12 protein-coding genes are annotated in these 17,644 nt (G+C 71.2%); 1 reads left to right on the top strand and 11 read right to left on the bottom strand.

Features of this window, described 5'->3' with window-relative positions:
• Positions 1-64 precede the first annotated feature (64 nt).
• The 11 genes from QSK37_RS03420 to aceB all read right to left on the bottom strand — a co-directional run bounded on the left by QSK37_RS03420 (position 65) and on the right by aceB (position 15,854).
• A complete protein-coding gene (locus QSK37_RS03420; protein WP_285617457.1) occupies positions 65-367 on the bottom strand; it encodes a hypothetical protein in 303 nt (100 codons plus the stop codon).
• A 533-nt stretch (positions 368-900) separates the two neighbouring features.
• Positions 901-4,230, bottom strand: a complete 3,330-nt coding sequence (locus tag QSK37_RS03415; protein WP_285617455.1) for a glycosyltransferase family 39 protein — start codon at positions 4,228-4,230, stop codon at positions 901-903.
• Positions 4,227-5,456, bottom strand: a complete 1,230-nt coding sequence (locus QSK37_RS03410; protein WP_285617453.1) for a bifunctional glycosyltransferase family 2/GtrA family protein — start codon at positions 5,454-5,456, stop codon at positions 4,227-4,229. Before QSK37_RS03410 ends, QSK37_RS03415 begins: the two co-directional genes overlap by 4 nt.
• Positions 5,457-5,593: 137 nt before the next feature.
• Positions 5,594-6,976 (bottom strand): HAMP domain-containing sensor histidine kinase, encoded by a 1,383-nt coding sequence (locus QSK37_RS03405; protein WP_285617452.1) that lies wholly within the window; start codon positions 6,974-6,976, stop codon positions 5,594-5,596.
• Between the two features lie 24 nt (positions 6,977-7,000).
• Complete coding sequence (locus QSK37_RS03400; protein ID WP_285618867.1) at positions 7,001-7,663, bottom strand: response regulator transcription factor; 663 nt, start codon at positions 7,661-7,663, stop codon at positions 7,001-7,003.
• Between the two features lie 77 nt (positions 7,664-7,740).
• On the bottom strand, positions 7,741-8,511 hold the full coding sequence (locus tag QSK37_RS03395) for a hypothetical protein (protein ID WP_285617450.1): 771 nt from the start codon (positions 8,509-8,511) through the stop codon (positions 7,741-7,743).
• Positions 8,512-8,587: 76 nt separating this feature from the next.
• The gene (locus tag QSK37_RS03390) at positions 8,588-10,237 is read right to left on the bottom strand and encodes an L-lactate permease (RefSeq protein WP_285617447.1); all 1,650 of its coding nucleotides are present in this window, start codon (positions 10,235-10,237) and stop codon (positions 8,588-8,590) included.
• 6 nt (positions 10,238-10,243) lie between these two features.
• Entirely contained in the window at positions 10,244-11,506 is a 1,263-nt protein-coding gene (locus QSK37_RS03385; protein ID WP_285617446.1) for a (Fe-S)-binding protein, read from the bottom strand.
• A complete protein-coding gene (locus QSK37_RS03380) occupies positions 11,506-12,666 on the bottom strand; it encodes an FAD-binding oxidoreductase (protein WP_285617445.1) in 1,161 nt (386 codons plus the stop codon). The genes QSK37_RS03385 and QSK37_RS03380 overlap by 1 nt, the downstream gene beginning before the upstream one ends.
• On the bottom strand, positions 12,666-14,123 hold the full coding sequence (locus QSK37_RS03375) for an FAD-linked oxidase C-terminal domain-containing protein (protein WP_432705518.1): 1,458 nt from the start codon (positions 14,121-14,123) through the stop codon (positions 12,666-12,668). The genes QSK37_RS03380 and QSK37_RS03375 overlap by 1 nt, the downstream gene beginning before the upstream one ends.
• Positions 14,124-14,252: 129 nt before the next feature.
• Complete coding sequence (aceB, locus tag QSK37_RS03370) at positions 14,253-15,854, bottom strand: malate synthase A (RefSeq protein WP_285617443.1); 1,602 nt, start codon at positions 15,852-15,854, stop codon at positions 14,253-14,255.
• A gap of 243 nt (positions 15,855-16,097) precedes the next feature.
• Here aceB and hflX point away from each other — a divergent pair, with 243 nt between their 5' ends.
• A complete protein-coding gene (hflX, locus tag QSK37_RS03365; protein ID WP_285617442.1) occupies positions 16,098-17,501 on the top strand; it encodes a GTPase HflX in 1,404 nt (467 codons plus the stop codon).
• Positions 17,502-17,644 lie beyond the last annotated feature (143 nt).

Here is a 17,644-nt window from a genome sequence, read left to right as displayed (position 1 = left end):
CTCCCCGAGGGACGCCACCGTTACTTTCGGCTGGTCGGCGGGCGCGGCGGGTGAGCTCGGACGCTCACCAGAAACTCGGTGCGCCGTACGGGCCCTTGCCTCCGACGGCGGCTTCCTCAGCCGTGACCTTCGTCGGGGTGTTCTGCAGAGCGTCCTCAGCAGCCTGGACAATGCTGATGAGAGCCCACCGGAGCTGTCTGCGCTGGGTGTCCACGTGGTTCTCGTAGCCCGCGTTCAGCTGTGCTCGTTGAGCCGTCTCGAACGATCTGTTGAGCATTCGTTCAAGATCAATGGCGTCCTTCCTGACGCCATTTACAGCCTGGGCGAGCTTTCCATAGAACGGGTTGTCAAACAAAAGTCCCGCCATCGTCGGCACCCTTCTGCCCACGGTGTTCAGTGCTGCGATGCTAATGGTCGTCGCCGATGGTGAGAAGTCCCATGGACGAGAAACCTGGGGGTAGGTGACCAGTCGTCATGAGCGTGTGACGTGCTCTTTACTTGACCTTCCCCGGCGTTGACCGGATGCGGCCACGAAGCGATCGTGTTTACCTGCGACGAAGCGATCGGCGCGCCGGTCACAAAGGCGGTGTGTCAGAATAGTAAACGGTCGGTCGCGGACCGTGTTCGCGCGTGTCGACGCAATTCCGTTCCGCCTGAACAGCGCAGCGAGATCGTCCTGGACGCCGCCTGTAGCCGGTGCGCCGATCGAGTGTGTTCAGGCCGTACACGCGGTGGTCGTCGGGCAGGGCGGTCGTTCGGGTGGAGCGGTGTCGGGCGAAGGCCTCGCGCGTGGGGACGCTGAGGTGATTCCGGGTCCGGTAATACGTCGGCTGGGCGGCGCTCAGGCGGCATGGTGCCGGCCGGGCGCCGCCCAGCGGGACGGCGGGGTGGAGAAGCCCCTCAGGTGCAGCGATAGAGCCCCTGGGAGTTCTGCTGCTGCGACGACGAGGTCGACGTCCCGCCGTACTCCGATGCCTTCACGGCCTGGCAGTTCTTGGTGACCCAGGAGGTCACGTCCGAGCTGCCGCCGGGCGGGCCGCCTCCGCCCACCATCACGAAGCGCAGTTTCCCGCTCTTCACGTACTGCTGGAGCTTCGACACGGTCATCGCCGGATCGCTACCGGTGAAGCCGCCCATGGCCATGACCGGCTCACCGGTCTTGATGATGATCGACGACGCGCTCATGGCGCTGGACACCGCGAGGAGCCAGGTGGCGCCGCCGCGGTTCTTCTGCAGGTACGAGATGAGCTGAGCGCTCGCCTCGCCGCCCGGGCCGCCTCCGCCCGGGAAGCGTCCGCCGGGGGAGCCGCCGCCCCGTCCCGGGAAGCCTCCGCCTCCGCCGGGGAAGCCGCCCTGTCCGCCGTTGGGCCGGCCCGTACCGCCGCCGGGCGCTTGGCCCGGCATGCCCGGCGCGCCTGAGTTGCCAGAACCACCGGCTCCGCCCGGCGGCATGCCGCCGGGGAACAGGTCCTCCATCGCCCGCCGCGCGCCCGCCGGAATCCGGCCGTTGCCGCCACGCATCCCCGGGCCGCCGAACATCCCGAAGCCGCCCGACGGACCCGCGAGGGGATTGGTGCCGTTGGAGCTGAACGCGGCGGCGGAGACCGCGTACGCCGCTGGGCCGGCCAGGCCCGCGACCATGCCGACGATCGCGGCGACCGCGGCCACCCGGCCCAGTCTCGACCGCAGGCCCGCCTTCACGGAGCCGCCGGTGCGGTCGGACCCGCCCGACGCCGACGAGGCCGTCGGCCCCGCCCCGCCAGATGAGGATGCGGGGGCCTCGCTGGATGAGGGCCAGACAGGGGCCGACGCCAACGAGCCGTCCGCGGCGGATCCAGCTGTTGTGGCCGGCGTCGACCGGCCGTCTGGGGCGGATCCAGCTGTTGTGGTCGACGCCGACGGGCCGTCTGGGGCGGATCCAGCTGTTGTGGCCGGCGTCGACCGGCCGTCCGCGACGGATCCAGCGGTCGTGGCCGACGCCGACGGGTCATCCGAAGCGGATCCGGGCGTCGCGGCCGCCGTTGAGCGGCCGTCCAAGGCGGATCCAGCTGTAGAGGCCGGCGTCGACGGGCCGTCTGGGGCGGATCCAGCTGTTGTGGCCGATGTCGACGGGTCGTTGGGAGCTGATCCAGCTGTCGACGTTGACCGGCCGTTCGGGGCGGAGCCGGGCGTTGTGGCCGACGCGGATGGGCCGTTCAGACCGGGTTCGACCGTCGCCGCAGGACCGTGGGCGGCCGCCGGTCGTGCGGCGGCCGGATCCGTGCCCGGTCGGGCAGCTGCCGGAGAGTGGCGGGGAGCGCGCCGGCCCGGCCCGGAGGCGCCGCCGATGAGAGCCACCACCAAACCTGCGACCGCCAGCACGGTCAGTGTGAGCACCGTCCACGACAGCCAGGGGTTCCAGCTCGGCGTCCGCCGCAGCAGGGCGAACGACCAGCCGCCCGTGACGGCGACGCCCAGCGGCAGCGACCAGCTCCACGCGACCGAGCTCCACCGGCCGTATCCGTCGTGGGCAGAGACGCCCGGTCCGAATGCGCCGCCGGTGCGAGCCGGCTCACCCTGACCGGCCCGGCCCCGGACGTCCACCGTCCGGCCGTCGTCGGCCCAGCCATCTTCGGTGCGCCCGGCCCGTACCGCCGAATCGGTGTCCGGTGCACTCGCGGAGGTCCGACGGTGGACGCTCAGCGCCGCGCCGGAAGCGCGTTCGGCCGGCGCCACCTCTGAGGCGTACCCACCCAGCGGCATGCCCGAGCCGTGCCCGGTCGGTGCCGGGTCCGGGGAATTCTCGGTGAGCGCCGCGGTCGAGGCGTCGCCGCGCAGTGCCCCGCTTGAGCCGTCTCCGGTCGGTGCCGTGTCCGGGGAACTCCCGGCGAGTGCCGCGTCTGAGGCGTCGCCACGCGGCGCTGTGCCCGAGCCGTGCCCGGTCGGTGCCGTGTCCGGGAAACCGAGGCTCAGCGCCGCGTCCGAGGCGTTCCCGCCCAGCGTCCCGTCTGAGGCGTCACCGGTGAACGCCGCGTCGTGGCGGCGGCTCGAGGATCGGTACGCCCGTAGTGACAGGGTGCCGCCGATTCCGGTCAGTGCGCCCACGGCCGGGGCGAGGGCGGTCGTGTAGTACGGGTGCATCGTGCCGTCGGAGAAGCTGAAGATGACGAAGTGGACCACCAGCCAGCCGCCCCACAGCACGACGGCGGCCCGCGCGAGGTCCGTGCGCGGGCGCTTCCACAAGGTCACCATGCCCACGACCAGCACGAGGGCCGCGAATGGCAGCAGCCACGAGATCTGGCCGCCGACCGTGTCGTTGAACAGCCGGCCCAGCCCGGACGCGCCCGCGAAGCTCGCGCCCTGGCCCCCACCCGGGCCGCCCCGGCCTCCGCCCGGGCCGCCGCCCTCGTTGCCCGTGACCCGGCCGAGGCCGTTGTAGCCGATCACCAGGTCCCAGACCGTGCCGTCCGTGCTGCCGCCGATGTACGGGCGGGAGGAGGCCGGAATGAGGTCTACCACGACCATCCACCAGAAACTGGATAGCGCGAGGACGACCCCGGACGCCAGGAGGTGCCACACGCGGCGTAGCCGGCCGCCCGGGGCGAACAGCAGGTAGACGAGGGCCAGCGCCGGCAGCAGCAGGTACGCCTGGAGCATCTTGGTGTTGAAGCCGCAGCCCAGGAAGAACGCCGACGCGAGCAGCCAGCGCAGCCGGCCCGACTCGACGGCGCGCTGGCACGCCCACGCCGCGAGCAGCAGCAACAGCACCAGCAGCGTGTCGGGGTTGTTGTCCCGGTTGATCGCGACCGTGATCGGGGTCAGCGCCATCACGAGTGCGGCCACCAGCCCGGCGACCGGGCCGAAGACGCGGCGCACCGTCACGTACAGCACGAAGACCCCGGCGACGCCCATGACGACTTCGGGCAGCAGCAGGCTCCAGCTCCCGAACCCGATGACCCGTGCGGTCAGTTCCTGCACCCACAGCGCCATCGGCGGCTTGTCCACGGTGATGAACGACGCGGAGTCCAGCGAGCCGAAGAAGAACGCCTTCCAGCTCTCCGTGCCGCTGCGCACCGCGGCGGAGTAGTACTCGTTGGCGTAGCCCGACAGGCCCCAGCCGTACAGGAGGGCCGCGAGGAGCAGCACGCCCCCGAGCGCCCCCCGGGTCCACCACGGGTCGCCGGAGCGCCGCGCGGGGGCGGGTTCGGCGTCCACCGCGGGGGCGGCGCGGTGTGGCGAAAGGACACTCATCGGGTCTCCTCTTCCAGGTCCGGCGTCCGCCGCGGGTGGAACACCCACGCGCGCAGCAGCGCGAAGCGGATCGCCGCGGCGAACAGGTTCAGGGCCAGCAGCGCGGCCAGTTCGACGAACCGCGACGCGTGCGGCCACGCGGCGTGCACCGCGAACAGCCCGAGGGTGCTCACGCCGAGTCCCACGAGGAACGCGACCCCGCCTTCGAGCTGGTGCCGGACGATCCGCCGGGTGCCGACCACGCCGAAGGTGAACCGCCGGTTCGCGGCCGTGTTGGCGATGGCGGCGAGGAAATAGGAGACCACATTCGCGAGAACGACCGGCATGAGAAGCCGCAAAAGCCCGTACAGGACGAGCTGGGCGATCGTGCTGACCAGCCCGATGACGGCGAAGCTCGGCACCTGCGCCCGCATCCCGGCGGGCAGCCGCCGCGACGGCACCTGCACCCGCAGCGCTCCGGCGAGCCATCGGCGTCCCATGCGCAGCATTCCCCGCAGGTCGTCCAGGGCGGTACGGACGACGTCGACGCGGCTGTCCGGGTCATCGACCCAGTCGACCGGCACCTCGTGGATCCGCAGTCCGTTCCGCTCGGCGAGCAGCAGCAGTTCGGTGTCGAAGAACCACTCCTCGTCCTCCACCGCCGGGAGCAGCGCCCGTACGATCTCCGCCCGGCCCGCCTTGAACCCGCACTGCGCGTCCGAGAACCGGGCCGCGAGCGTCGTGCGGAGCATCAGGTTGTAGATGCGGGAGATCACCTCGCGGCGCGGGCCGCGGACGACCGCCGAGCCGCGCGACAGGCGGCTGCCGATGGCCAGGTCGCTGTGGCCGGACACGAGGGGCGCGATCAGCGGCAGGAACGCGTCGAGGTCCGTGGACAGGTCCACGTCCATGTACGCGACGACGTCGGCCACGCTGGTGCCCCACACGTGACGCAGCGCACGGCCGCGCCCCTTCTGGGGCAGCCGTACGGCCTCGACCTCGGAGAACCGCAGCGCCAGCCGCGACGCGACGTCCCATGTCCGGTCCGTGCTCGCGTTGTCCACGATCGTGATCACGAACCGGTACGGGAACGTCTCGAGCAGGTAGGTGTGGAGGCGTCGCACGCTGGCGGCCAGGATGTGTTCTTCGTTGTAGACCGGGATCGCGATCTCGATGAGAGGACCGCGCGCCTCAAAGACCATGCCCGGCCGCGCCTGCGGCCCGGCCGACAGGGAAATCTCGCTCATGAGTCCTCCTTCGTCGGAGGAGAGACCAGGCGCGCAGTGTCATCGATTCGCTCACTCCGTTCGCTCATGACCATCAAGGTCGCGGGCGAGCGTGGGAGCCGAGTGAGCCGTTTCTTAACCGCGGATGAGAAAGCGGATCAAGGGGCCGGAGCCGGGGTTCCGGGCAGTTTCATCCAGGCCGCCGTGCCGCCGCCGGGCGCCGGATCCAGCCGGATCTCCCCGCCCGCGTCCCGTACGGCACGGGCCGCGATGGCCAGCCCCAGGCCCGACCCCGGCAGCCCCCGCGCGGACGGCGAACGCCAGAAGCGGTCGAAGACGTACGGCCGGTCCTCGTCCGGAATGCCCGGCCCCTCGTCCCGTACGGTCAGCTCCCCATCGCGGAGGCGGACCGACACGGTGCCGCCCGGCGGGCTGAACTTGATCGCATTGTCCAGGAGGTTCACCAGGGCGCGTTCGAGCGCCGCGGCGTCCCCGCGCACGTACCACGGCGAGATCTCGTCCTCGATCCGCAGCGTCGGCCCTCGCGGGCGTACGCGGCGCACCGCGTTCTCGGCCACCTCGTGCAGCGGGACGGGGCCCACGTCGGCGACGTCCTCGTCGCGCGCCAGGTCGAGGAGGTCGCCGACCAGGCTGGACAGCTCCACGAGCTGCGCCTTCACGTTGACCAGCAGCCGTTTCTTGCCGTCGTCGGGCAGCGGACGGCCCGTCTCCTCGCTGCGGAGCATCAGGTCGACGTTGGTGCGCAGGCTGGTCAGGGGCGTGCGCAGCTCGTGGCCGGCGTCCACGATCAGCCGCTGCTGCCGCTCGCGAGACCCGGCCAGCGCACGGGTCATGCTGTTGAACGACCGGCTCAGCCGGGCGATCTCGTCCCGTCCCTCCACCGGGATGGCGGTGTCCAGCTTCTCGGTGCGCGCGATGTGCTCGACCACGTCGGTCAGCCGGTCCACGGGCGCCAGACCGGCGCGGGCGATGAGCAGGCCCGCGACCGCCGCCCCGACGACGCCGACGGCCGCGACCGCGACGAGGAGCAGGGCGAGGCTGTTCAGCGACTCGTTGACCTGGGCGAGCGGTTTGGCCACCGACACCGCGAAGCCGCTGGGGTCGCGGTGCGTGAACACCCGCATCGGGGTGCCGTCCGCGGTCTGGCCGTCGCGGTAGGTGGCCTGCTTCTGACCGCGGGCGATGGCGACGTCGCCGGGCACGACCTTCAGCGGGGAGGTCCCCGGCGAGCTGCAGTAGGTGCCGTCCGGCGAGATGACCTGCAGCGTCGGCTGGTACCCGCGGAAGGGGTCGTCCTTCCGCGGCTGCAGGTCGCAGATGGAGCGCGCCGATCCGGGCCTCGCGTTCGCGCCGGGCGGCCCGCCGGCGCGCGGTCCCCCCGACAGCGACTGGTCGAGCTGGTCGATCAGCCGTCCGCGTACGACGAACCAGCAGCCGACCGCGCAGGCCGCCACGGCCACGGCGACGGCGAGGCTGGTCAGTACGGCCAGCCGGGTGCGCAAGGAAAGATGCCGTCTCACGCGATCCCTCCTAGAGGCAGGCCGTCACGAGGAGCGCAGGACGTAGCCGACGCCGCGGACGGTGTTGATCAGACGCGGTTCGCCCATCTTGCGACGCAGGTACATGACGTACACGTCCAGGGAGTTGGACGACGGCTCGAAGTCGAAGCCCCACACCGCCTTGAGGATCTGCTCGCGGGTCAGCACCTGGCGCGGGTGGGTGAGGAAGAGCTCCAGCAGGGAGTACTCGGTGCGGGTGAGTTCGAGTGCGCGGCCGTCGCGGCTCACCTCGCGGGTCACGGTGTTCATTCGCAGGCCGGCGTACTCCAGGAGCTCGCCGCCGCGGGTCGTCACCACGCTGCGGCGCAGCAGCGCCCGTACCCGCGCGAGGAGTTCGTCCAGCTCGAACGGTTTGACGAGATAGTCGTCCGCGCCGGCGTCCAGTCCGGTGACCCGGTCGCCGACCGTGTCCCGCGCGGTCAGCATGAGGACCGGCAGCGTCTCCCCGCGGGCGCGCAGGCGGCGGCACGCGGTGAGGCCGTCCATGCGGGGCATCAGGATGTCGAGAACGGCCAGGTCGGGCTGGGTCCGGTCGAGCTCGTCGAGCGCCGCCACGCCGTCGGCGGCGGTGACCACCTCATAGTCCTCGAACGCGAGGCTGCTCGCGAGAGACTCACGGACCGCGGGTTCGTCGTCTACGACCAGAATGCGCACGTCAATGACGGTATCCGCCGTCGCGACCGATCAGGGCAGGTGGCGAGGTTTCTCATCCAAATCTCAGCTGGTCAGGGGAGGGGTACCTCGACCGCGCGCCGGTTCTGCGTGAAGCGGGGGTTCCAGACGTACAGCCCCATGTCCTGCGGAGTGACGGAGGCCTCGACCGGCATGTCGGTGGCGACCCGGACGAGGTAGCTCGCGCCCGCCGGGATGTACTGGTCCCCGTCCTCCGAGCGCGGCGGCGCGAAGCCGAGCGTGTTGACCACGTCGGTGTGGTCGGGCAGCGTGCACATGTCCGACGGCGCGCCCGGCTGCGGCATGCAGCGGTTCTCGGCCAGTACGCTCGCCGGCACCCGGGACCGCTTGACGAACAGGTCGGCGGGGAAGTCCAGCAGCGCGGCGTCGGTGCCGGTGTTCGTGATCACGTAGTCGAGGTAGCCGAGCGTGGTGCCGTCCGCCGGCCGTACCGTCGTGCTGGCGAGCGGCCGCTCGGCCGTCCCGGCCTTGACCGCGGCGAGAGAGTACGAGTAGCCGTCCGGCGTGCTGACGTCGAGCCGGGAGCCGGTCTTCAGCCGCGACAGGCTGCTGACGCCGGAGCCCGGTCCGGCGCTCGTCCGGGCGGCCACCGTACGCGGTGCCGGCATGCCGTGGTCGCCGTGCGCGCGCACGCCGACGATGAGGCCCGCCACCGCGCCGACGCCGAGCACGCCGCCCGCGATGCCGAGACCGGCGGTGCGCCGGCTCTGTCTCTTCCTTCTGTGCGCGCTTCTGCGCGAGTGACTCCGTGCCATGGCTTCCAGGTCCCGGGTCGGCGGGTCGGCGGCGCTCCGTGACACCACGGAGCACCGCCGCATAAGCCCCAAAACATAGCAAACCGACCTGCGGAAACGCCGCGACTGTACGGATGACTCCTGGTCAGGGCACCATCCATGACAGGACCGCGACGGACTGCAGAAGCGCGAGCACGCACATTCCGGCGAGGAAGACCAGGCTCCACAGGATCACCCGGCGGAAGATGTCGCCCTCCTTGCCGTCCATGCCGACGGCCGCCGCGGCGATCGCGAGGTTCTGCGGCGACACCATCTTCCCGAGCACACCGCCGGAGCTGTTGGAGGCCGCCATCAGCAGCGGCGACAGGTTCGCCTTGCCGGCGGCGGCCACCTGCAGGGCGCCGAACAGCGAGTTGGAGGAGGTGTCCGAGCCGGTGACCGCGGTGCCGAGCCAGCCGAGGACGGGGGAGAGGAACGCGAAGAAGCCGCCGGCGCCCGCCATCCAGGTGCCGAGCGTGATCGTCTGGCCGGAGGCGTTCATCACGTACGCGAGGCCCAGCACCGCCATGACCGTGACGATCGCCCAGCGCAGCTGCACGAGTGTGGCCCGGTACGCGCGCAGCGCCCGCGCCACGCCGACCTTCAGCGCGATCGCGCTGAACACACCGGAGATCAGCAGCAGGGTCCCCGCCGCGTTCAGCCAGTTGATCTTGAACTGCGGCAGTGTCGAGACCTTGCCGGAGGCGCCGGTGATGTGCAGGCCCGGCCAGTTCACCGTCCTGGTCGGCTCGTCGAGCCAGCCCTTGATCGGGTTGATCTGCGCGAGCACGAAGACCGCGATGATGATCGCGTACGGCGCCCACGCCCGTACGACCTCCGCACGCGCGTCCGGGCGCGCGACCCGTCCGGCGAACTCCGGCGTCGGCTCGTCGGCCGCCCCGCCCGCGACGACCGTACGGGGCTCGGGCCCGCCGAGCGTCTCACCCGGCTGCCAGACGCGCAGCAGCGCGACGAGGACGACCACCGAGAACAGCGACGCGACGATGTCGGTGAGCGGCACCGACAGGTGGTTCGAGGTGATCCACTGCGCGAGGCCGAACGCCACGCCCGCGGTCAGCGCCGCCACCCACGTCTGCGCGACGCCGCGGCGGCCGTCGACGATGAACACCAGCACGAGCGGCACGAACACCGCGAGGATCGGCGTCTGGTGGCCGACCATGGCGCCGAGGGTGTCGCTCGACATGTGCGTCACGCCGCCGAGGGTGATGATCGGGATGGCCATCGCGCCGAACGCGACCGGCGCGGTGTTGGCGACCAGCGCGACCACCGCGGCCTTGAGCGGCTTGAAGCCCATCGCGATGAGCATCACCGAGGTGATCGCCACCGGCGTGCCGAACCCGGCCAGGGCCTCCAGCAGCGCGCCGAAGGAGAACGCGATGATGATCGCCTGGATGCGCTGGTCGTCGCTGACCTGGGCGAACGTCCGTCGGAGCACGTCGAAGTGCCCGGTCTCGACGGTCATCGTGTAGATCCAGATCGCGTTGATGACGATCCACAGGATCGGGAAGAAGCCGAACACCGCCCCTTCACCGCCGGCGAGCAGCGCCTGGCCGGTGGGCATGCCGTACGCCCCGATCGCGACGACCACCGACACCGCCAGGGCGATGACCGAGGCCAGCCACGCGCGCATCCGCACGAGACCCAGCAGTACGAACAGGGTGAGCAGGGGGAGCGCCGAGACCAGCGAGCTCCACGCCAGGGAATGAGCGACGGGATCGAGCACTTGGCGGTACAACGGGGGTCACCTCCGAGGGGACAACTGCTCCTTGCCGATCCCCCGAATGGACGCGTCGAGCACTTCCGCGGTGTGTGCCACCGCGATCTCCTCGCCCCGGCGGCGCAGCGCCGTGGCGATCTGCAACGAGCAGCCCGGGTTGGCGGCCACGAGCAGGTCCGCTCCGGTCGCCGACACGTTCGCGGCCTTGCGGTCGCCGAGCTCACCGGCGGCCTCGGGCTGCAGCAGGTTGTAGACGCCCGCCGAACCACAGCAGATCTCCGGGTCGGCGATCTCGCGGATCTCCAGGCCGGGGATGCCCGCGAGCAGCGCGCGCGGCTGGACGCGGATGCCCTGGGCGTGGGCGAGGTGGCAGGCGTCGTGGTAGGCGACCGTGATCTCCAGCGGATGGCGGGTGGCGCGCGGCCCCAGCTCGGCGAGGTACTCGGTGAGGTCGCGTGTCTTGACCGAGAACTCCCGTGCCCGTTCCGCCCACTCGGGCTCGTCGGCCAGCACGTCGCCGTAGTCCTTCATCGCCGAGCCGCACCCGGCCGCGTTGACGACCACCACGTCCACGTCGGCGAAGGTCTCGATGGTCTTCTTGGCGAACGCCCTGGCCTCCGCCGCCCGCCCGGAGTGCAGTGACAGCGCCCCGCAGCAGCCCTGGTCCTTGGAGATGACGACGTCGCAGCCCTCCATCGCCAGGACGCGCGCGGTCGCGGCGTTGACGCCGGGGAAGAACTCCCGCTGCACGCAGCCGGTCAGCATGCCGACGACGGCGCGGCGCTCGCCGCGGGCGGCGACGCGCTCGGGCAGGCGCACATGGGAGGCGCGCGGCGGCGCCAGCCGCTCCATGGCCGCCAGCGTCGGCGAGATCCGGTTCAGCAGGGGCGCCATGTTGATCTTGGATGCCTGGTACGCGCGGAGCGGCCCGCGCAGGAGACGAAGGCGCTTCGGGTACGGGAAGAACGCGAAGATCGCCTCGCGGAGCAGCCGATCGGTACGACCGCGCGGCCGTTCGTCCTCGACCTTGGCCCTGGTGACCTCGATGAGCCGGTCGTACTTGACGCCCGACGGGCACGCGGTCACACAGGCCATGCAGCCGAGACAGCGGTCGAAGTGCTCGATCATCGGCCCGCTGAGCGGCTCGCCCTGCTCGTGCTGGCTCATCAGGTGGATCCGCCCGCGCGGGGAGTCCATCTCCTCGCCCCACAGCTGGTACGTCGGGCACGTGGGCAGGCAGAACCCGCAGTGCACGCAGTCGTCGAGCAACTCGCGGAAGTCCTCCACTAGATCCCCCCTGCGAAGCGTCCCGGCGACAGGCGGTGCTCCGGGTCGAACTGGTCCTTGACGCGTCGCATCAGCGCCAGGGCGGGTACCGGCCCCCACCGGTCGAGGGCCGTGCCGTCCGGCGCGGACAGCACGACGGCGCTGCCGTGGCGTCGGAGGCGGTCGAGGGCCTGCTCCGCGTCGCCGGCGGGCAGCCCGACGTGCCAGACGCCGCGCCCGGCGGAGCCGCGGACGTGCGCGGGCGCCTCCTGGAAGACCGCGGTGAGCTTCGAGGGCGCGGCGCGCACCTCGGCGAGCACCTCTCCGTCCGGCAGCCGTCCCCACCAGCCGGGTGGCTCCTCGGTGATCCGGCCGCCGATGAGGTCGCGGGCCGCCTCGGCGCGCGCCGGCACGCCGCCGGCGAACCCCTCCAGCAGCACGGTCACGGTGATCGGGTCCGGCCCGTCCACCTCGATGGCCGAGGGCACGAGCGACGAGCGTCGCAGCGCCCGCGTCAGCTCCAGCGCGGCGGCCGCGTCCGCGACGGTGGCCGAGACGTACGCGCTGGCCTGCGGGAGCGGGTGCAGCCGGAACGCCGCCTCGGTGATCAGGCCGAGGGTGCCGCGCGAGCCGGTGAACAGCTTGCCGAGGTCGTAGCCGGCGACGTTCTTGACCACCTTGCCGCCGGCGTGCGCGACCACTCCGTCGGCGCGCACGACCGTGATCCCGATGAGCAGGTCGCGCGCCGAGCCGTACAGGAGCCGCCGGGGGCCGGCCGTGGCGGTGGCAAGCGTGCCTCCGACGGTCGCGCCGGGCACCAGGGCGTCGAGGGCGAGCTGCTGGCGCGTGCCGGAGACCGCCTCCTGCAGCTTCTCCAGGGGCAGCCCGGCCTCGGCCTTGACGACGAGGTCGCCCGCGGTGTGCTCGATCAGCCGGCCGAGCCGCCGCGTTTCGACGATCAGGTCGCAGCGCTCGGGCGGCGCGCCCCAGTGCAGCTTGGTGCCGGCGCCGCGCGGCACGACGGTGAGCCGGTGCTCGGCGGCGGCGCGCATCAGCTCGCCCGCCTCCGTCACGGTGGCGGGCGCGGCCACGTACGCGGCGCCGACTCCCTGGACGGCGTCTTCGGGCTCGGCGGGACGGACCTCGCACGCCTTGGCCAGAGCGTCGATCACCTGCGTCATCAGAACAGGTCCGCCTTTCCGCTCTCGACGAGCGGATGGACCCCGGTACGGCGGCCCGGCACCTCGCCGCACAGCCGTGGGGTCGGGTACACCTTGCCGGGGTTGCACAGGCCGGCCGGGTCGAAGGCGCACCGCACCATCTGCATGGTGTCGAGGTCCTCCTCGGTGAACATCCGGGGCATGTGCTTGGCCTTGTCGACGCCCACGCCGTGCTCGCCGGTGATCGACCCGCCGTGCTCGATGCACAGGTCGAGGATCTGGCCCGAGACCATCTCGGCGCGTTCGGCCGCGCCCGGCACCGCGTCGTCGAACAGCACCAGCGGATGCAGGTTGCCGTCGCCGGCGTGGAAGACGTTCGCGACCCGTACGCCGCTGTCGCCCGACAGCTCGTCGATCCTGGCCAGCACCTCGGGCAGGGCCGTACGGGGGATGACGCCGTCCTGCACGATGTAGTCGGGGCTGATCCGGCCCACCGCCGCGAACGCGGACTTGCGGCCCCGCCAGATGAGGGCCCGCTCGGTGTCGTCGGCGGCCACCCGGATCTCGAACGCCGCGTCGCACAACTCCTTGACCTGCGCGAACTGGTGGTCCACCTCGGCGGTGGGCCCGTCCAGCTCGACGACGAGCACCGCGCCGGCGCCCGGCGGATAGTCACAGGCCACCGCCGCCTCGGCCGCCTCGATGGACAGCGCGTCCATCATCTCGATCGCCGCGGGCACCACGCCCGCGGAGATGATCGCCGAGACCGCCTCGCCCGCGCTCTCGATGGTGTCGAAGGCGGCCAGCAGCGTCTCGACCTTCTCCGGCAGGCGCGTGAGCCGCACGGTGATCTTGGTGGTGATGCCCAGCGTGCCCTCGGAGCCGACGAACGCGCCGAGCAGGTCATAGCCCGGCGCTTCGGAGATCTCCACGATCTCTCCGTCGGGCGTGACGACCTCGCAGGCCAGCACGTGGTTGACGGTGAAGCCGTACTTCAGGCAGTGGGCGCCGCCGGAGTTCTCCGCGACGTTGCCGCCGATCGAGCAGATCTGCTGGCTGGAGGGATCGGGCGCGTAGTAGTACCCCTGCGACCGTACGGCCTTGGTCACGTCGAGGTTGATCACGCCGGGCTCGACGACGGCGCGCTCGTCGTCGATGTCGATCTCCAGGATCCGCCGCATGCGGGAGGTGACGATCAGTACGCCGTCGGTGCGGGGGAGCGCTCCCCCCGACAGCCCGGTGCCGGAGCCGCGCGCGATGTAGGGCACGCCCTCGGCCGTGCACGCCCTGACGATCTCGGCGATCTGCTCGGCGCTGTCCGGCAGCACCACGATGCCCGGCGTCGCCCGGTGGTAGGTCAGCCCGTCGCACTCGTACGTGCGCAGCTCGGCAGGGTCGGTGATGACGTTCCCGGCTCCGGCGACGACCCTCAGCCGCTCTGCGAGCCCGTCCAGCCCTGCTGTAGACACATCACCCATCCTTGACCTTTTGGAACGGATCCAAACTAATCGGTACCAAGGTGTGATCTGGCCCTTGCCGTACGTCATGTGCACGGCCGATGACCTGCGGAAACGCCCCGGAGTCCGCCGGACTCCGGGGCGCGGTCCTCAGGGCATCCGCTCGTACGCCGGGACGGTCAGGAAGTCGGCGTAGTCATCGGCGAGGGCGACCTCCTTGAACAGGCTCACCGCGTCGGCGAAGCGCTTCTCGTCGTAGGCGTCCCCGTACGACTCGCGGATCTTGCCGAGCTCCTCGTCGATCAGCCGCTCGACCAGCTCCGGCGTGACCTTCGGGCCCTCGGCGAGCTCGACGTCGTTGTGGATCCACTGCCACACCTGCGAGCGCGCGATCTCGGCGGTCGCGGCGTCCTCCATCAGGTTGAAGATGCCCACCGCGCCGTTGCCGCCCAGCCAGGTCGCGATGTACTGCAGGCCCACGCTGATGTTGTTGCGCAGCCCCGCCTCGGTGATCTCACCAGGGGTCTTCTCCACCGCCAGCAGGTCCGACGCCGAGACCGAGACGTCCTCGCGGAGCCGGTCGCGCTGGTTCGGGCGGTCGCCGAGGACGCCGTCGAAGACCTCGCGGCAGATGTCGACCATGCCGGGGTGGGCGACCCAGGACCCGTCGAAGCCGTCCTCGGACTCGCGGGTCTTGTCGGCCCGCACCTTCTCGAACGCGGCCTTGTTGACCTCCTCGTCACGACGGGAGGGGATGAAGGCCGCCATGCCGCCGATCGCGTGCGCGCCGCGCTTGTGGCAGGTGCGCACCAGGAGCTCGGTGTACGCCCGCATGAACGGGGCGGTCATCGTGATCGCGTTGCGCTCGGGCAGCAGGAACTGCCGGCCGCGCGAGCGGAACTTCTTGATCACCGAGAACAGGTAGTCCCACCGGCCGGCGTTGAGCCCCGCGGAGTGGTCCCGCAGCTCGTAGAGGATCTCCTCCATCTCGAACGCGGCCGGGATGGTCTCGATCAGCACCGTCGCCCGGATCGTGCCGCGCGGGATCTCCAGGAGGTCCTGGGCGAGGTTGAAGACGTCGTTCCAGAGGCGCGCCTCGTGCCGGCTCTCCATCTTGGGCAGGTAGAAGTACGGTCCCTTGCCCTTGTCGAGCTGGCGCCGCGCGCAGTGGAAGAAGTAGAGGCCGAAGTCGAACAGGGAGCCGGACATGCGCTCGCCGTCCACGAGGACGTGCTTCTCGTCCAGGTGCCAGCCGCGCGGCCGCACGACGATGGTGGCCAGCTCCTCGTCCGGCTTCAGGGTGTAGGACTTCCCGCCGGTCTCGAAGTCGATGGTGCGGTCGAGGGCGTCCTTGAGGTTGAGCTGGCCGCCGACCATGTTCTCCCACAGCGGCGTGTTGGCGTCCTCGAAGTCGGCGAGCCAGACCTTCGCCCCGGAGTTGAGCGCGTTGATCGTCATCTTGCGGTCCGTCGGGCCGGTGATCTCGACGCGGCGGTCCTCCAGGCCGGGCGCCGGGTCGGCCACGCGCCAGGTGTGGTCCTGGCGGACGTCCGCGCTGTCCGGGGCGAAGTCGAGCGTGCCGCCGCGGGCCAGCTCCTCCTGGCGCTCGGCCCGAAGGCCGAGCAGCTCGCGGCGGCGCGTGCCGAACTCGCGCTGGAGGGTGGCGAGAAAGCCCAGTGCCTCGGGCGTGAGGATCTCCCCGAACCGATCTTCGACGGAGCCGGTCAGCTCCACGCCTGCGGGTCCAGCCATCTGCCCACCCTTTCGTCTGGCGAAATTTCTCTTCTGCTTAGTGGAAAGCCTATTAATGTCCTCGCGGACCGGTCAAAGGGGTCCTACCCGTGTGGACGTCCGGAGCGGGTACGCCGACTGGGGCCTGTCCCGACCAACCCACCCCGACCGACCTCCCGGGCCGATATCCAGGTGTGCGAAACGCGGGTACGTGGCAGCATCAGGGGAAGATCCGGGGATGTTCCGGTGTTGACATGGGGGAAGATGTCTACTTTTTCCTACGAAGAGCCAGAGCCGCTGACCGGTGAGCTGGACCTCGAAGACCGGCAGGCGCTACGCCGGGTCGCCGGGCTCTCCACCGAGCTCCGCGACATCACCGAGGTCGAATACCGGGCCCTCCGGCTCGAACGCGTCGTCCTGATCGGCGTGTGGACCGACGGAGACGAGGTCCACGCCGAGAACTCCCTGCGCGAGCTGGCACTCCTCGCCGAGACCGCCGGCTCGCAGATCCTCGAAGGCATGATCCAGCGGCGGTCGCGCCCCGACCCCGCGACGTACGTCGGCTCCGGCAAGGCGCTGGAGCTGCGCGACGTCGTGATCTCCACGGGCGCCGACACCGTGATCTGTGACGGAGAGCTGGCGCCCAGCCAGCTGCGCCGCCTGGAGGAGATCGTCCAGGTCAAGGTCATCGACCGTACGGCCCTGATCCTGGACATCTTCGCCCAGCACGCCAGCAGCCGCGAGGGCAAGGCCCAGGTCGAGCTGGCCCAGCTCGAATACCTCCTGCCGCGCCTGCGCGGCTGGGGTGGCAACCTGTCCCGTCAGGTCGGTGGCCGTGCCGCCGGCGGTGTCGGCATCGGCGGCCGCGGCCCCGGTGAGACCAAGATCGAGCTGGACCGGCGGCGTATCCGCACCCGCATGGCCAAGCTGCGCCGCCAGATCAACGAGATGGGCAAGGCCCGCGACACGATGCGGTCCCAGCGGCGCACCCGCGCGGTGCCCGCGGTCGCCATCGCCGGCTACACCAACGCCGGCAAGTCCAGCCTGCTCAACCGGCTGACCGGCGCGGGCGTGCTGGTGGAGAACGCCCTGTTCGCCACCCTCGACCCGACGGTGCGCCGGGCGAGCACGCCGAACGGCCGCGCCATCACGCTCGCGGACACGGTCGGGTTCGTCCGCCACCTGCCGCACCAGCTCGTCGAGGCGTTCCGCTCGACGCTGGAGGAGGTCACCGACGCCGACCTGATCGTCCACGTGGTCGACGGCTCCGACGCCGACCCGGAGGCGCAGATCGCCGCCGTGCGCGAGGTGCTGCGCGACATCGGCGGCGCCGATGTGCCCGAGCTCATCGTCATCAACAAGGCCGACATCGCCGACGAGATGGCGCTCGCCCGTCTCCGCCGGCACGAGCCGCACAGCGTCGTCGTCTCCGCGCGCACCGGTGCCGGGATCGACGAGCTGCTGCAGGTGATCGAGGACGTGCTCCCGCGCGCCGAACGCGAGGTGCGCGCCCTGGTGCCGTACGATCGCGGCGACCTGGTCGCCCGTGCGCACGACACCGGCGAGGTGCTCTCCCAGGAGCACACCGCCGAGGGCACCGCGCTGCACGTCCGCGTGCCCGACCGCCTGGCGGCCGAGCTCGAGCCGTACGCCTCCGCACAGGTCTGACCGGCTACGAGATGACCGGGACCACTTCGGTCCCGGTCATCTTTCGCCGTTCGCCCCAAGCGCGTGGTCTTCCTGAGGTATCTTCAAAGCGCCTGTAACAGTCGGCCGTTGGGGCGGTCGAGTAGTGGTATGCGGCCAAAGGC

This window comes from Actinoallomurus iriomotensis, assembly GCF_030269445.1.
Taxonomy (GTDB): domain Bacteria; phylum Actinomycetota; class Actinomycetes; order Streptosporangiales; family Streptosporangiaceae; genus Actinoallomurus; species Actinoallomurus iriomotensis.
The sequence above is the reverse complement of the archived record's forward strand: the minus strand, read 5'-3'. Positions and strand labels throughout refer to the sequence as shown.

Coding starts and splice junctions, on each gene's coding strand:
- QSK37_RS03420 (WP_285617457.1), bottom strand. CDS start 367: ATGGCGGGACTTTTGTTTGACAACCCGTTCTATGGAAAGCTCGCCCAG.
- QSK37_RS03415 (WP_285617455.1), bottom strand. CDS start 4,230: ATGAGTGTCCTTTCGCCACACCGCGCCGCCCCCGCGGTGGACGCCGAA.
- QSK37_RS03410 (WP_285617453.1), bottom strand. CDS start 5,456: ATGAGCGAGATTTCCCTGTCGGCCGGGCCGCAGGCGCGGCCGGGCATG.
- QSK37_RS03380 (WP_285617445.1), bottom strand. CDS start 12,666: ATGACGCAGGTGATCGACGCTCTGGCCAAGGCGTGCGAGGTCCGTCCC.
- QSK37_RS03375 (WP_432705518.1), bottom strand. CDS start 14,123: ATGGGTGATGTGTCTACAGCAGGGCTGGACGGGCTCGCAGAGCGGCTG.
- aceB (WP_285617443.1), bottom strand. CDS start 15,854: ATGGCTGGACCCGCAGGCGTGGAGCTGACCGGCTCCGTCGAAGATCGG.
- hflX (WP_285617442.1), top strand. CDS start 16,098: ATGTCTACTTTTTCCTACGAAGAGCCAGAGCCGCTGACCGGTGAGCTG.